Genomic DNA, 14,544 nt, shown 5'->3' with positions numbered 1-14,544 from the left:
CATGAAATTGCCGATTTACCTTGATTACTCTGCGACCACCCCTGTTGATCCGCGTGTCGCGCAAAAGATGAGTGAATGCCTGCTGGTTGACGGAAACTTCGGTAACCCGGCGTCCCGTTCCCACGTGTTCGGCTGGAAAGCCGAAGAGTCGGTGGAAAACGCTCGTCGTCAGGTCGCCGACCTGGTCAACGCCGATCCGCGTGAAATCGTCTGGACCTCCGGTGCCACCGAGTCCGACAACCTGGCAATCAAGGGTGCGGCACATTTCTATGCCACCAAGGGCAAGCACCTGATCACCACCAAGATCGAGCACAAGGCTGTCCTGGACACCATGCGCCAACTGGAGCGTGAAGGTTTCGAAGTAACCTACCTCGAACCGCGCGAAGATGGCCTGGTTACCCCTGAGATGATCGAGGCTGCACTGCGTGACGACACCATTCTGGTTTCGGTCATGCACGTGAACAACGAAATCGGCACCATCAACGACATCGCCGCTATCGGCGAGTTGCTGCGCGCCAAGGGCATCCTGTTCCACGTCGACGCCGCTCAGTCCACTGGCAAGGTCGAGATCGACCTGCAGAAGCTGAAGGTCGACATGATGTCGTTCTCCGCTCACAAAACTTACGGCCCTAAAGGCATCGGCGCACTGTACGTGAGCCGCAAGCCGCGTGTGCGCATCGAAGCGACCATGCACGGCGGCGGTCACGAGCGCGGCATGCGTTCCGGTACCCTGGCGACCCACCAGATCGTCGGCATGGGTGAAGCGTTCCGCGTGGCCAAGGAAGACATGGCGGCCGAGAACGTGCGCATCAAGGCCCTGAGCGACCGTTTCTACAAACAAGTGGAAAACCTCGAAGAGCTGTACGTGAACGGCAGCCTGACCGCTCGCGTTCCGCACAACCTGAACCTGAGCTTCAACTACGTTGAAGGCGAGTCGCTGATCATGGCGCTCAAGGATCTGGCCGTGTCGTCCGGTTCGGCCTGCACCTCGGCCTCGCTTGAGCCTTCGTACGTGCTGCGCGCCCTGGGCCGCAACGACGAACTGGCCCACAGCTCGATCCGCTTCACCTTCGGCCGCTTCACCACCGAAGAAGAAATCGATTACGCCGCGCAGAAAGTCTGCGAGGCCGTTACCAAGCTGCGCGCTCTGTCGCCGCTGTGGGATATGTACAAAGATGGCGTCGACATTTCGAAGATCGAGTGGGCGGCACACTGATATTTAAGTCGCCGCACACGGGTCCGGCCTTGAATCAATGCTTCACCGGACCCAAAGAGCGACTCTCTGATGAGTGAGGATTGAGAATCATGGCTTACAGCGAAAAGGTCATCGACCATTACGAAAACCCGCGCAACGTCGGCAAGATGGACGCGGAAGATCCTGACGTCGGCACCGGCATGGTCGGCGCTCCGGCGTGCGGCGACGTGATGCGCCTGCAAATCAAGGTCAACGAGCAGGGCGTGATCGAAGACGCCAAGTTCAAGACCTACGGTTGCGGTTCCGCCATTGCCTCCAGCTCCCTCGCCACCGAGTGGATGAAGGGCAAGACCCTGGATGAAGCCGAAACCATCAAGAACACTCAGCTGGCTGAAGAACTGGCCCTGCCGCCAGTGAAAATCCACTGCTCGGTACTCGCTGAAGACGCCATCAAGGCCGCCGTTCGCGACTACAAGCAGAAAAAAGGCTTGATCTGACTTTCAGGTTTTGGCGACGAGTAAGGAGTCAACGATGGCTATCAGCATGACAGAAGCGGCCGCTCGGCACGTGCGACGCTCCCTCGACGGGCGCGGCAAAGGTGAGGGGATTCGTCTGGGTGTGCGCACCACAGGCTGTTCCGGTCTCGCCTACGTGCTGGAGTTTGTCGACGAAGTGGTGGCAGAGGATCAGGTGTTCGAGAGTCACGGCGAGAAAGTGATCATCGACCCAAAAAGCCTGGCCTACCTGGACGGCACCGAACTCGATTTCGTCAAGGAAGGGTTGAACGAAGGCTTCAAGTTCAACAATCCCAACGTACGCGGTGAATGTGGCTGCGGCGAAAGCTTCAACATCTGAGGCAGCTCGTGGGAACTCCTTGTCATTTCGCTTTATTCGAGCTGCAACCGAGCTTCAATCTGGACCTCGATCAGCTGGCTACGCGCTACCGTGAGTTGGCGCGCGGCGTTCACCCGGACCGTTTTGCTGATGCTTCCGAGCGTGAGCAGCGCTTGGCGCTGGAGCAGTCGGCGAGCCTCAACGAGGCTTATCAGACGCTCAAGAGCCCGCCCAAGCGTGCGCGATACTTGCTCGCGCTCGGCGGTGGCGAGTTGCCGCTGGAAGTCACGGTGCACGATCCGGACTTCCTCCTGCAGCAGATGCAATGGCGTGAAGAGCTCGAAGACCTGCAAGACAGCGCCGATCTGGCCGGTGTCGCGGTGTTCAAGCGACGCCTGAAAACTGCCCAGGATGAGCTGAACCAAAGCTTCGCAGCTTGCTGGAACGATGCAGTGCAACGCGAACAGGCCGAACGCCTGATGCGGCGCATGCAGTTCCTCGACAAGCTCACCTACGAAGTGCGCCAGTTAGAAGAGCGCCTCGACGATTAACCCAGTGCCGCCTCGGTCGCACGCCTGATATACAGATAAGTCCTGATAACGATGGCCCTACTGCAGATCGCCGAACCCGGCCAAAGTCCTCAACCGCACCAGCGTCGCCTGGCTGTGGGGATCGACTTGGGTACTACCAATTCGCTGGTCGCTGCGTTGCGCAGTGGTCTTTCCGAACCGCTGGCCGACGCTGCAGGGCAGGTGATCCTGCCGTCTGCAGTGCGCTACCACGCCGACCATGTCGAGGTCGGCGAGTCCGCCCGTCAGGCCGCGGCCGCCGATCCCCTGAACACCGTGCTGTCGGTCAAGCGCTTGATGGGTCGTGGTCTGTCCGACGTCAAGCAATTGGGCGAGCAACTGCCGTATCGCTTCGTCGACGGCGAGTCGCACATGCCGTTCATCGACACCATTCAGGGGCCGAAAAGCCCGGTGGAAGTCTCTGCTGATATCCTCAAGGTCCTGCGCCAGCGCGCAGAAGCGACTCTGGGTGGTGAACTGGTGGGCGCGGTGATCACCGTTCCGGCCTACTTCGACGACGCTCAGCGCCAGGCGACCAAAGATGCGGCCAAGCTGGCCGGTCTCAACGTTTTGCGCTTGCTCAATGAGCCGACCGCTGCGGCGGTGGCTTATGGCCTGGATCAGCACGCTGAAGGGCTGGTGGCGATCTACGACCTGGGCGGCGGTACCTTCGATATTTCGATCCTGCGCCTCACTGGCGGTGTGTTCGAGGTGCTGGCCACCGGTGGCGATACGGCCCTGGGTGGCGATGACTTCGATCATGCGATTGCCGGCTGGATCATCGAGAGCGCTGGCCTGTCGGCTGACCTCGATCCGGGTGCGCAGCGTCATCTGTTGCAAACCGCCTGTGCGGCCAAGGAAGCGTTGACCAGCGCCGCCAGCGTCGAAGTGGTCTACGGCGAGTGGAAGGCCGCGCTGACTCGCGAAGCCTTTGATGCGCTGATTGAGCCGATGGTCGCGCGCAGCCTCAAGGCTTGCCGGCGTGCCGTGCGTGATTCCGGTGTCGAACTGGAAGAAGTCAATGCGGTGGTCATGGTCGGCGGTTCGACCCGTGTTCCGCGTGTTCGCGAGGCGGTCGCCGAAGCCTTCGGTCGCCAGCCGCTGACCGAAATCGATCCGGATCAAGTGGTCGCCATTGGTGCTGCGATCCAGGCCGATACCCTGGCCGGCAACAAGCGCGATGGTGGCGAACTGCTTCTCCTCGACGTGATTCCGTTGTCCCTGGGCCTGGAAACCATGGGCGGGCTGATGGAGAAGGTGATTCCACGCAACACCACGATCCCGGTTGCCCGCGCCCAGGATTTCACCACGTACAAAGATGGCCAGTCGGCCATGATGATTCATGTGCTCCAAGGTGAGCGCGAGCTGATCAGCGATTGCCGCTCTCTGGCGCGCTTTGAATTGCGCGGTATCCCGCCGATGGTGGCAGGTGCGGCGAAGATTCGCGTGACCTTCCAGGTCGACGCCGATGGCCTGCTCAGCGTGTCCGCCCGCGAACTGGGTTCGGGTGTCGAGGCGAGCATCCAGGTCAAGCCGTCCTACGGCCTGACCGACGGTGAAATCGCTCGCATGCTCAAGGACTCGTTCCAGCACGCCAACGATGACAAGGTGGCCCGCGTGTTGCGCGAGCAGCAAGTCGACGCCCAGCGCCTGATCGAAGCGGTGCAGGCTGCACTGGAAGCTGACGGCGAGCGCTTGCTGGATGCCGACGAGCGCATGGTCATCGAGTTGCAAGTGCAGGAACTGACCGAATTGATGCAAGGCACCGATGGTTTCGCCATCGAGCAGCAGACCAAGCGTCTGTCGCAAGTGACCGACGCTTTTGCTGCCCGCCGACTGGATTCGACGGTGAAAGCCGCGCTGGCGGGGCGCAACCTGAACGAGATTGAGGAATAACGATGCCGCAGGTCATTTTTCTGCCCCACGAGAAGTTCTGCCCGGAAGGCCTGGTCGTTGACGCGGCCCCCGGCATCTCCATCCTCGAGCTGGCGCATGAGCACCACATCGAGATGGAAAGTGCCTGTGGCGGCGTGTGTGCTTGCACCACCTGTCACTGCATCGTTCGCGAAGGCTTTGATTCGCTGGAAGAAGCGGACGAGCTGGAGGAAGATTTCCTCGATCGTGCCTGGGGTCTGGAAGCGCAGTCGCGCCTGGCCTGCCAGGCCATCGTCGGTGAAGAAGACATCACCGTCGAAATCCCGAAATATTCGCTTAACCATGCGGCCGAAGCGCCGCACTGACTGGTAAGACTGTCATGAGCTACGGTTGGAATGATGTTCAACGCATCGCAGAAGAACTGGCTGAAGCCAAGCCGGATGTAGATCCGCTTTCGGTCAATTTCGTCGACCTGCAGCGATGGATCATGGAGCTGCCGGACTTTGACAACACTTCTGGCCGAGTCGGCGAGAAGGTGTTGGAAGCGGTCCAGGCGCTCTGGATTGAAGAAGTCGACTGATCGTCCTCGCAGGTTAGGCAATACCCAAGAACCCGCGTATAATTCGCGGGTTTAATTTTTCGCACATTACTGTTTCTGGAGTTACATCATGGCTGTTCAACGCACTTTCTCCATCATCAAGCCTGACGCCGTTGCCAAAGGCGCCGCTGGTGAAATCGTTACTCGTTTCGAAAAAGCAGGCCTGAAAGTTGTTGCTTCGAAAATGAAGCAGCTGTCCAAAGCCGAAGCTGAAGGCTTCTACGCTGAGCACAAAGAGCGCGGTTTCTTCGGTGACCTGGTTGCTTTCATGATCTCCGGTCCAGTGGTTGTTCAGGTTCTGGAAGGCGAAAACGCTATCGCTCGCAACCGTGAGCTGATGGGCGCTACCAACCCTAAAGAAGCTGCTGCCGGCACCATCCGTGCTGACTTCGCTGAATCGATCGACGCCAACGCTGTACACGGTTCGGACTCCGAAGCCGCTGCTGCTCGCGAAATCTCGTACTTCTTCGCAGCTACTGAAGTAACCACTCGCTAAGCATTGGCTTAAGAGTGAAGGTGAATCCATGACTACATCGACTGTAAAAACCAACCTGCTGGGTCTGACTCAACAGGAAATGGAAAAATTCTTCGACTCAATCGGGGAGAAGCGTTTCCGTGCCGGTCAGGTAATGAAATGGATTCACCACCTTGGCGTCGATGATTTCGACGCCATGACGAACGTCAGCAAGGCCCTGCGCGACAAGCTCAAGGCCATTGCCGAAGTTCGCGGCCCCGAAGTGGTCAGCGAGGACATTTCCAGCGACGGCACCCGTAAGTGGGTGGTGCGCGTGGCGTCCGGCAGCTGCGTCGAGACCGTCTACATTCCCCAGGGCAAACGCGGCACTTTGTGCGTTTCGTCCCAGGCAGGCTGTGCCCTGGACTGCAGCTTCTGCTCCACCGGCAAGCAAGGATTCAATAGCAACCTCACCGCCGCCGAAGTGATCGGACAGGTGTGGATTGCCAACAAATCGTTTGGCAGCATTCCGGCTACCGCCGAACGTGCCATCACCAACGTGGTGATGATGGGCATGGGCGAGCCGCTGCTGAACTTCGACAACGTCGTTGCCGCCATGCACCTGATGATGGACGACCTGGGCTACGGCATCTCCAAGCGCCGCGTGACCCTGTCGACCTCCGGCGTGGTGCCGATGATCGATGAGCTGTCCAAGCACATCGACGTGTCCCTGGCGTTGTCGCTGCACGCACCGAATGATGCATTGCGTAACCAATTGGTGCCGATCAACAAGAAGTATCCGCTTAAGATGCTGCTCGAATCGTGTCAGCGCTACATGTCGTCCCTGGGCGAGAAGCGTGTGTTGACCATCGAGTACACCTTGCTCAAGGACATCAACGATAAAGTTGAGCACGCGGTTGAAATGATCGAGTTGCTCAAGAACGTACCGTGCAAGATCAACCTGATCCCGTTCAACCCGTTTCCGCATTCCGGTTACGAGCGGCCGAGCAACAACGCCATTCGCCGTTTCCAGGATCAACTGCACCATGCTGGCTTCAACGTCACCGTGCGCACCACGCGCGGCGAAGACATCGATGCCGCATGTGGTCAATTGGTAGGGCAGGTGCTGGATCGCACCCGCCGCAGCGAACGTTATATCGCCGTGCGTGAATTGAGCGCCGACAACGATATGGCCCAAGACGCTGCGACCCGTAACTAAGAGAGGATCTCTATGTCCCTGCGCTTGGCGCTGCTCCTGCTGTTGGCCAGCCTTTCGGCTGGCTGTGTGTCATCGGGCGGCAACGACCCGCTGCAGACCGGCAAGGGGCGGGACGAAGCGCGAGCCGCCTATGTGCAATTGGGCATGGGCTACCTGCACAAGGGCATGACCGAGCAAGCGAAGGTGCCGCTCAAGAAAGCGCTGGAGCTCGATGCTGCGGACGCCGATGCGAATGCTGCCCTGGGCTTGGTGTTCCAGGCGGAAATGGAGCCGTCGCTGGCCGACCAGCATTTTCGCAAGGCACTGGCGGTGCGTCCCGGCGATGCGCGGATCCTGAACAACTACGGCAGCTTTCTCTATCAGCAGCAGCGCTACAAGGACGCCTACGAGCGCTTTGAACAAGCGGCTGCCGACAGTCTCTACCCTGAACGTTCACGGGTTTTCGAAAGCCTGGGCATGACCGCCATGAAGCTCGGCGAGCGTGATCTGGCCAGAGAATACCTGGAAAAAGCCCTGCGCCTGAATCGCCAGCAGCCACGGGCGTTGCTGGAAATGGCTGAGTTGTCGTTCGAAGACAGGCATTATGTGCCCGCGCGCGACTATTACGACCGTTTTAGCCAGCTCGCCGAGCAAAATGCACGTAGTCTATGGCTCGGCGTGCGGTTGGCCAGTGTGTTCGAAGATCGCGACAAGGCCGCCAGTCTGGGCCTGCAATTAACACGACTCTATCCCGGTACCCCGGAATATCAGCAATACCTGTCGGAGCAATGATGAAAGCGGCGCATCCCGAAGTTGTAGCAGCGACTCGCGTAAACCCCGGAGAGACCTTGCGTCAGGGCCGCGAAAGCAATGGCTGGTCGTTGGCGGAAGTGGCAGTAAAGCTCAACCTCACCACGATTTCCTTGGGTAACCTGGAAGCTGGCGCGTTCGACAAGCTGCCAGGGCATACCTTTGCCCGCGGCTATATCCGTGCCTATGCCAAATTGCTCGGCATGGACCAGGCCGTTCTGGTTCAGCAGTTCGACCAGCACACCGGCACCGATGCCCAGGGCAGCAACGTGCACAGCCTGGGCCGCATCGAAGAACCAAGCCGTATTTCCCACACCATTTTGCGCATCGTCAGCCTGCTGCTGCTGATTGCCGTCGTGGGTGGCGGTTTTGTCTGGTGGCAGGACCAAACCTCGCTGCGTACCAAAGATCTGATCGGTCTGAATCCGGAACACGTTGAAGTCGAGGGCGCCGACGGCACCACGCAGATCCACCCGCTCGACGAGCCGGAAGATCAGGCCGTGGTCGAGGCGCAAACCGAGGCGGCGACGCCGTTGGCTCTGCCAGAGGGCACCAGCACGGCGCCGGCAGCGGAAACGACTGCTGCCGATCCTGCTGCGGTCGCTACCGCGGCTCCGGTGGTGACTGCACCGGCCGTGCCTGCTGCTCCGGTAGCGCCAGTTGCACCGACCCCTGCTGTTGCCGCTCCAGCAACGCCAGCAGCTCCGGTCGCCACAGTCGTCGCACCGGCCACTCCGGTCGCCGGTTCCGGCCAGGTACGCATTCAATTTGTTGCCGATTGCTGGACCCAAGTGACAGACGGCAACGGAAAAGTGCTGTTTGCCGGTCTGAAACGTAAAGGCGACACTGTTGATGTCAGCGGCAAGCCGCCGTTCGCTGTCCTCCTGGGCTTTGCCCGTGGCGCAGAAGTTTCCTACAACGGGCAGGCGGTCAATATCGCTCCGTTCACCAATGGCGCCACTGCTCGCCTTAAGTTGGGTCAATAAGTCATGCACGGCGAATCTCCAATTAAACGTCGCGAATCCCGCAAGATCTGGGTCGGTTCGGTACCGGTGGGCGGTGATGCGCCCATCGCCGTGCAGAGCATGACCAACAGCGATACCAACGATGTCGCGGCCACCGTGGCCCAGATCAACCGCCTGGAAGCGGCTGGCGTCGACATCGTGCGGGTTTCCGTTCCAGACATGGACGCGGCCGAAGCCTTCGGCAAGATCAAGCAACTGGTCAAGGTGCCGCTGGTCGCCGACATCCACTTCGACTACCGCATCGCCCTGCGCGTGGCCGAACTGGGCGTCGATTGCCTGCGTATCAACCCGGGCAACATCGGTCGTGAAGACCGGGTTCGCGCTGTGGTCGATGCGGCACGTGACCGCGGGATCCCGATCCGCATCGGCGTGAACGCCGGTTCCCTGGAAAAAGACCTGCAGAAGAAATACGGCGAGCCGACGCCGGCAGCGCTGGTCGAGTCGGCCTTGCGTCACGTCGAGCACCTTGAGCGCCTGAATTTCCAGGACTTCAAGGTCAGCGTGAAGGCCTCTGACGTGTTCATGGCGGTCGAAGCCTACCGCTTGCTGGCCAAGGAAATCGTCCAGCCACTGCATTTGGGGATCACTGAAGCCGGCGGTTTGCGCTCAGGCACAGTGAAATCCGCCGTGGGCCTCGGTATGCTGCTCGCCGAAGGGATTGGCGATACTATTCGCATTTCTTTGGCGGCCGACCCGGTCGAGGAAGTGAAAGTCGGCTACGACATCCTCAAGTCCCTGCACCTGCGTTCCCGTGGCATCAACTTCATCGCCTGCCCGAGCTGCTCGCGGCAGAACTTCGATGTGGTCAAGACCATGAACGAGCTGGAAGGGCGCCTTGAAGACCTGCTGGTGCCGCTGGATGTGGCGGTAATCGGTTGCGTGGTCAACGGTCCTGGTGAAGCCAAAGAGGCGCACATTGGCCTGACGGGCGGCACACCGAACCTGATTTACATCGACGGCAAGCCGTCGCAGAAATTGACGAATGACAATCTGGTGGATGAGCTGGAACGGCTGATTCGCCAGAAAGCGGCCGAAAAGGTCGAAGCTGACGCAGCGCTGATCGCCCGCGGCTGATCAAACGAATTAAGGAATTTTTGTGAGCAAGTCTCTGCAAGCCATTCGTGGCATGAACGACATCCTGCCCGATCAGACCCCGCTGTGGCGTCACTTCGAAGGCACCGTTTCGCGTCTGCTGGATAACTACGGTTACAAGCAGATCCGCATGCCGATCGTCGAGTTCACCGAGCTGTTCAAGCGTTCGATTGGTGAAGTGACCGACATCGTCGAAAAAGAGATGTACACCTTCGATGACCGCAACGGCGACTCCCTGACCCTGCGTCCGGAAGGCACTGCCGCTTGCGTACGTGCAGTGCTGGAGCACGGCATCACCGGTGGTGGCCAGGTGCAGAAGCTCTGGTACATCGGCCCGATGTTCCGCCACGAGCGTCCGCAGAAAGGCCGTTATCGCCAGTTCCACCAGATCGGCGTCGAAGTGTTCAACCTCGACGGTCCGGACATCGATGCCGAGCTGATCGTGCTGACCTGGCGCCTGTGGGGCGAGCTGGGTATCCGCGATGCGGTCAAGCTCGAGCTCAACAGCCTGGGCACCAGTGAGTCCCGTGGTCGTTACCGTGAAGCGCTGGTGGCGTTCCTCTCGCAACACCTCGACAAGCTCGACGAAGACAGCCAGCGCCGCCTGAAGACCAACCCGCTGCGTGTGCTCGACACCAAGAACGCCGATACCCAGGCGATCCTGGTGGATGCGCCGAAGATGGCCGACTACCTGGACGACGAGTCGCGCGCGCACTTCGAAGGCCTCAAGGCGCGCCTGGATGCCGCGGGCATTCCTTATGTGATCAACCCGAAGCTGGTGCGCGGGCTGGATTACTACAGCAAGACCGTTTTCGAATGGGTCACCGACAAGCTCGGTGCCCAGGGCACCGTGTGCGCGGGCGGTCGTTACGACGGCCTGGTCGAGCAGATGGGCGGCAAGCCGACCACTGGCGTCGGTTTCGCCATGGGGATCGAGCGTCTGGTGCTGCTGCTGGAAACCCTGGAGCAGATCCCGGAAGAAATCTCCCGTCAGGTCGATGTCTACCTGTGCGCGTTCGGCGAAGCCGCCGAGCTGGCCGGGCTGGCGTTGAGCGAGCGGGTGCGCGACCAGTTGCCCAACCTGCGCCTGCAAGTGAATGCCGGCGGTGGCAGCTTCAAGAGCCAGTTCAAGAAAGCCGACAAGAGCGGTGCACTCTACGCACTGATCCTGGGTGACGACGAAATGGCCCAGCAAGTGGTAGGTTTCAAACCCCTGCGTGGCCAGGGCGAACAACAAAGCATTGCCTGGGATGCGCTCGCCGCTCACCTGGCCACCTGCGTCGTGCAGGGTTGAAGCTGTCAAACAGCCGATTTAGCGAATAAGGAGTATTGGGGTGTCGAGTACCGAAGATGAACAGCTGGCGGATTTGAAGGACTGGTGGACGCGCAACGGTAAACCCCTGGTCACTGGCGGCCTGTTGGCGCTGGTCATCGTGTTCGGCTGGCAGGCGTTCCAGAAGTATCAGAGCAATCAGTCGCAAGGCGCCTCGATGCTCTATCAGCAATTGCTGGAAACCACCCTGACCCCGGACGGCAAGCCTGACGCAGCCCGTGTAGCGGACCTGGCGAACAAGCTCAACAGCGAGTTCGGCGGCACCGCCTACGCCCAATACGGCAGCCTGTTCGTGGCCAAGGTCGCGGTCGACAGCGGCAAGCTCGACGACGCAGCCACCGAGCTGAAAGCAGTTGCCGACAAGCCGGCCAATCCGGCCCTGGGCGAGATCGCGCGTCAGCGTCTGGCGCAGGTCCTGGCTGCACAGAACAAAGCTGAAGATGCCCTGAAACTGCTGGACGGCGATGCCGACAAGGCGTTCTTGGCCACTCGCGAAGAACTCAAGGGTGACCTGCTGGTGCAGTTGGGTCGTACCGACGAGGCTCACGCGGCGTACGAAAAAGCCAAGGCGGCACTGTCGGATGAAGCGGCAGTCGGCGGCCTGCAAATCAAGCTGGATGACCTGGCCAAAGGGGATGCGTGACGTGATTCGTTGGAAACATGCAGCATTGCTGGCTCTGGCCGTTCTGGCCGCGGGTTGCAGCAGCAACAGCAAAAAAGAATTGCCACCGGCCGAACTGGTCGACTTCAAAGAAGAAGTGGTCCTGCAGAAGCAGTGGAGTCGTTCGATCGGTGACGGTCAGGGCGAGACCTATAACATGCTGGTCCCGGCGATCGATGGCGATACCATCTATGCCGGCGACGTAAACGGCATTGTCGTGGCCATGAATCGCGGTAACGGCGACGTCAAATGGAAGAAAGACCTTGAACTGCCAGTCTCCGGCGCCGTAGGCGTGGGTTACGGGCTGGTCATGGTCGGTACCCTGCGCGGCGAAGTGGTTGCCCTGGATGCCAACTCCGGTGACGAGCGCTGGCGCGCCCGTGTGACCAGTGAAGTACTGGCTCCGCCGGCGAACAATGGTGACGTGGTGGTGGTTCAGACCCAGGACGATCGCCTGATCGGCCTGGATGCGTCCACCGGCAATCAGCGCTGGATCTACGACAGCACGCCTGCCGTTCTGACCCTGCGCGGTACCAGTGCACCGATCGTGACCAACCGCCTGGCGCTGGCCGGTCTGTCGACTGGCAAGGTCGTGGCGCTGGACATCAACAACGGTGTGCCAGTGTGGGAAACTCGTGTTGCGATCCCTCAGGGTCGTTCCGAGTTGGACCGCGTGGTCGATATCGACGGCGGCCTGCTGCTGTCGGGCGGCACCCTGTACGTCGCCAGCTATCAGGGTCGCGTTGCGGCGCTGGACCTGGAGAGCGGTCGTCAGCTGTGGCAGCGTGATGCGTCCAGCTACGCCGGTGTCGCCCAGGGTTTCGGCAACGTCTACGTGAGCCTGTCTTCGGGCACTGTTGAAGGCGTCGACGAGCGTTCCACCACGGCATTGTGGAGCAACGATTCGCTGGCCCGTCGTCAACTGTCGGCTCCGGAAGTGTTCTCCAGCTACGTTGCAGTCGGTGACCTGGAAGGTTACCTGCACCTGTTGAGTCAGGTGGATGGCCGTTTCGTCGGCCGTGAACGCATCGACAGCGATGGCCTGCGCGCCCGTCCGCTGGTGGTGGGTGACACGATTTATGTGTATGGCAACAGCGGCAAACTGGAAGCCCTGACCATCAAGTAAGGACTATGCTTGGGGGTAATACCCCAGGCGGCTATACCTGTCGGCAATACTGAACTGTAGGAGCGAGCCTGCTCGCGATGGACGTCAACGATGACGTTGGCGTCCTGAATAAATGCGGTGTCTGGGCGTTTTTCGCGAGCAGGCTCGCTCCTACAGAGATGCGTCCAGGGAAGCCCTCGAGCACCAGCCGCTGCCTTGCAGCGGCTTTTGTATTTTCTGAATTATCGAAGTGGAGAGCCGCATGGTTCCCGTAATCGCCCTGGTGGGCCGACCGAACGTCGGCAAGTCCACCATGTTCAACCGCCTGACCAAAAGCCGCGACGCTATTGTCGGCGACCTTTCCGGTCTGACCCGTGATCGCCAATACGGTGAGGCAAAGTGGCAAGGGCGCTCCTATATCCTGGTCGACACCGGTGGTATTTCCGGTGACGAACACGGCATGGACGAAAAGATGGCCGAGCAGTCGCTGCTGGCCATCGAAGAAGCCGATGTCGTTCTGTTCCTGGTAGACGCCAAGGCGGGCTTCACCGCCGCCGACCAGATGATTGCCGAGCACTTGCGCAAGCGCAACAAACGCTCCCTGCTGGTGGCCAACAAGATCGACAACATCGATCCTGAAATGGCCCGCGCCGAATTCGCCCCGCTGGGCATGGGCCACGCCATCGGTGTTGCCGGTGCGCAAGGTCGCGGTGTCAATACGTTGCTGGAAGCCGCCCTGGGCGAATTCCCGCGTGACACCGAAGAAGAGGATCTGAACGCCAACGTCGCCGAAGGCGAAGAAGCGGTGCGGATTCCCGGTCCGAGCGAAAAAGATGGCATCAAGATCGCCATCATCGGTCGTCCGAACGTCGGCAAGTCGACCCTGGTCAACCGCATGCTCGGTGAAGACCGGGTCATCGTCTACGATCAGCCAGGCACCACCCGCGACAGTATCTACATCCCGTTCGAGCGTAACGACGAGAAGTACACGCTGATCGACACCGCCGGTGTGCGCAAGCGCGGCAAGATCAACGAGGAAGTTGAAAAGTTCTCGGTGGTCAAAACCCTGCAGGCGATCAAAGACGCCAACGTGGTGATTTTTGTGATGGATGCCCGCGAAGGCGTGGTAGACCACGACCTGAACCTGCTGGGCTTTGCCCTGGAAGCCGGTCGCGCCATCGTTATCGCGCTGAACAAGTGGGACGGCATGACGCCATCCGAGCGTGATTACGTGAAGGTCGAGCTGGAGCGCCGGTTGTTCTTCGTCGACTTCGCCGACATCCACTTCATTTCGGCGCTGCACGGCACTGGTGTGGGTAACCTGTATCAGTCGGTACAGAACTCCTTCAAGTCGGCGATCACTCGCTGGCCAACCAACCGCCTGACCCAGATTCTCGAAGACGCGGTCAGCGAGCACGCGCCACCGATGGTCAACAACCGCCGGATCAAGCTGCGTTATGCGCACTTGGGTGGTGCCAACCCGCCGCTGATCGTGATCCACGGTAACCAGATCGAGAAGGTCCCGAACTCCTATGTTCGTTACCTGGAGAACACTTACCGTCGTGTGCTGAAGCTGGTCGGTACGCCGATCCGCATCGAGTTCAAGGGCGGCGAGAACCCATACGAAGCCAACAAGAACTCGCTGACCGACCGCCAGGTCAATAAGAAGCGTCGTTTGATGTCGCACCACAAGAAGGCCGACAAGAAGCGCCGCGACAAGCGTTGATGGCTGGCCTGCTCTGATCCCTGGATCCGAGCCGAAAGAGGGCGCTTATGCGCCCTTTTTTTATCGGCG

Annotated in this window: 16 protein-coding genes; all 16 read left to right on the top strand. The window is 60.1% G+C overall.

The features are described from left to right. Position 1: 1 nt before the first annotated feature. On the top strand, positions 2-1,216 hold the full coding sequence (locus KW062_RS23970) for an IscS subfamily cysteine desulfurase (RefSeq protein ID WP_027619654.1): 1,215 nt from the start codon (positions 2-4) through the stop codon (positions 1,214-1,216). Between the two features lie 89 nt (positions 1,217-1,305). Then, the gene (gene iscU / locus KW062_RS23965; RefSeq protein WP_027619655.1) at positions 1,306-1,692 is read left to right on the top strand and encodes a Fe-S cluster assembly scaffold IscU; all 387 of its coding nucleotides are present in this window, start codon (positions 1,306-1,308) and stop codon (positions 1,690-1,692) included. A 34-nt stretch (positions 1,693-1,726) separates the two neighbouring features. Further along, positions 1,727-2,050, top strand: coding sequence for an iron-sulfur cluster assembly protein IscA (gene iscA, locus KW062_RS23960; RefSeq protein ID WP_003227904.1), 324 nt, complete (start codon positions 1,727-1,729; stop codon positions 2,048-2,050). A gap of 8 nt (positions 2,051-2,058) precedes the next feature. Beyond that, positions 2,059-2,580, top strand: coding sequence for a co-chaperone HscB (gene hscB, locus KW062_RS23955; RefSeq protein ID WP_105755909.1), 522 nt, complete (start codon positions 2,059-2,061; stop codon positions 2,578-2,580). Positions 2,581-2,631: 51 nt separating this feature from the next. Then, the gene (gene hscA / locus KW062_RS23950) at positions 2,632-4,494 is read left to right on the top strand and encodes a Fe-S protein assembly chaperone HscA (protein ID WP_027619657.1); all 1,863 of its coding nucleotides are present in this window, start codon (positions 2,632-2,634) and stop codon (positions 4,492-4,494) included. Positions 4,495-4,496: 2 nt separating this feature from the next. After that, the gene (fdx, locus tag KW062_RS23945) at positions 4,497-4,838 is read left to right on the top strand and encodes an ISC system 2Fe-2S type ferredoxin (RefSeq protein WP_027619658.1); all 342 of its coding nucleotides are present in this window, start codon (positions 4,497-4,499) and stop codon (positions 4,836-4,838) included. A 14-nt stretch (positions 4,839-4,852) separates the two neighbouring features. Then, complete coding sequence (iscX, locus tag KW062_RS23940; protein ID WP_027619659.1) at positions 4,853-5,053, top strand: Fe-S cluster assembly protein IscX; 201 nt, start codon at positions 4,853-4,855, stop codon at positions 5,051-5,053. An 88-nt stretch (positions 5,054-5,141) separates the two neighbouring features. Further along, positions 5,142-5,567, top strand: a complete 426-nt coding sequence (gene ndk, locus KW062_RS23935; protein ID WP_003227894.1) for a nucleoside-diphosphate kinase — start codon at positions 5,142-5,144, stop codon at positions 5,565-5,567. Between the two features lie 28 nt (positions 5,568-5,595). Next, positions 5,596-6,744 (top strand): 23S rRNA (adenine(2503)-C(2))-methyltransferase RlmN, encoded by a 1,149-nt coding sequence (gene rlmN / locus KW062_RS23930; RefSeq protein ID WP_027619660.1) that lies wholly within the window; start codon positions 5,596-5,598, stop codon positions 6,742-6,744. A 12-nt stretch (positions 6,745-6,756) separates the two neighbouring features. Next, entirely contained in the window at positions 6,757-7,515 is a 759-nt protein-coding gene (gene pilW, locus KW062_RS23925) for a type IV pilus biogenesis/stability protein PilW (RefSeq protein WP_027619661.1), read from the top strand. Further along, entirely contained in the window at positions 7,515-8,519 is a 1,005-nt protein-coding gene (locus KW062_RS23920; protein WP_027619662.1) for a RodZ domain-containing protein, read from the top strand. Before pilW ends, KW062_RS23920 begins: the two co-directional genes overlap by 1 nt. A 3-nt stretch (positions 8,520-8,522) precedes the next feature. After that, on the top strand, positions 8,523-9,632 hold the full coding sequence (gene ispG, locus KW062_RS23915) for a flavodoxin-dependent (E)-4-hydroxy-3-methylbut-2-enyl-diphosphate synthase (RefSeq protein ID WP_027619663.1): 1,110 nt from the start codon (positions 8,523-8,525) through the stop codon (positions 9,630-9,632). A gap of 22 nt (positions 9,633-9,654) precedes the next feature. After that, positions 9,655-10,944 (top strand): histidine--tRNA ligase, encoded by a 1,290-nt coding sequence (gene hisS / locus KW062_RS23910; RefSeq protein ID WP_027619664.1) that lies wholly within the window; start codon positions 9,655-9,657, stop codon positions 10,942-10,944. A 40-nt stretch (positions 10,945-10,984) separates the two neighbouring features. After that, complete coding sequence (locus tag KW062_RS23905; RefSeq protein WP_027619665.1) at positions 10,985-11,626, top strand: YfgM family protein; 642 nt, start codon at positions 10,985-10,987, stop codon at positions 11,624-11,626. Then, on the top strand, positions 11,619-12,770 hold the full coding sequence (gene bamB, locus KW062_RS23900; protein WP_105755908.1) for an outer membrane protein assembly factor BamB: 1,152 nt from the start codon (positions 11,619-11,621) through the stop codon (positions 12,768-12,770). The genes KW062_RS23905 and bamB overlap by 8 nt, the downstream gene beginning before the upstream one ends. 241 nt (positions 12,771-13,011) lie before the next feature. Then, positions 13,012-14,475, top strand: coding sequence for a ribosome biogenesis GTPase Der (gene der, locus KW062_RS23895; RefSeq protein ID WP_027619667.1), 1,464 nt, complete (start codon positions 13,012-13,014; stop codon positions 14,473-14,475). The last annotated feature ends 69 nt before the right edge of the window (positions 14,476-14,544 follow it).

It is taken from the genome of Pseudomonas fluorescens, assembly GCF_019212185.1.
Lineage (GTDB): Bacteria > Pseudomonadota > Gammaproteobacteria > Pseudomonadales > Pseudomonadaceae > Aquipseudomonas.
The sequence above is the reverse complement of the archived record's forward strand: the minus strand, read 5'-3'. Positions and strand labels throughout refer to the sequence as shown.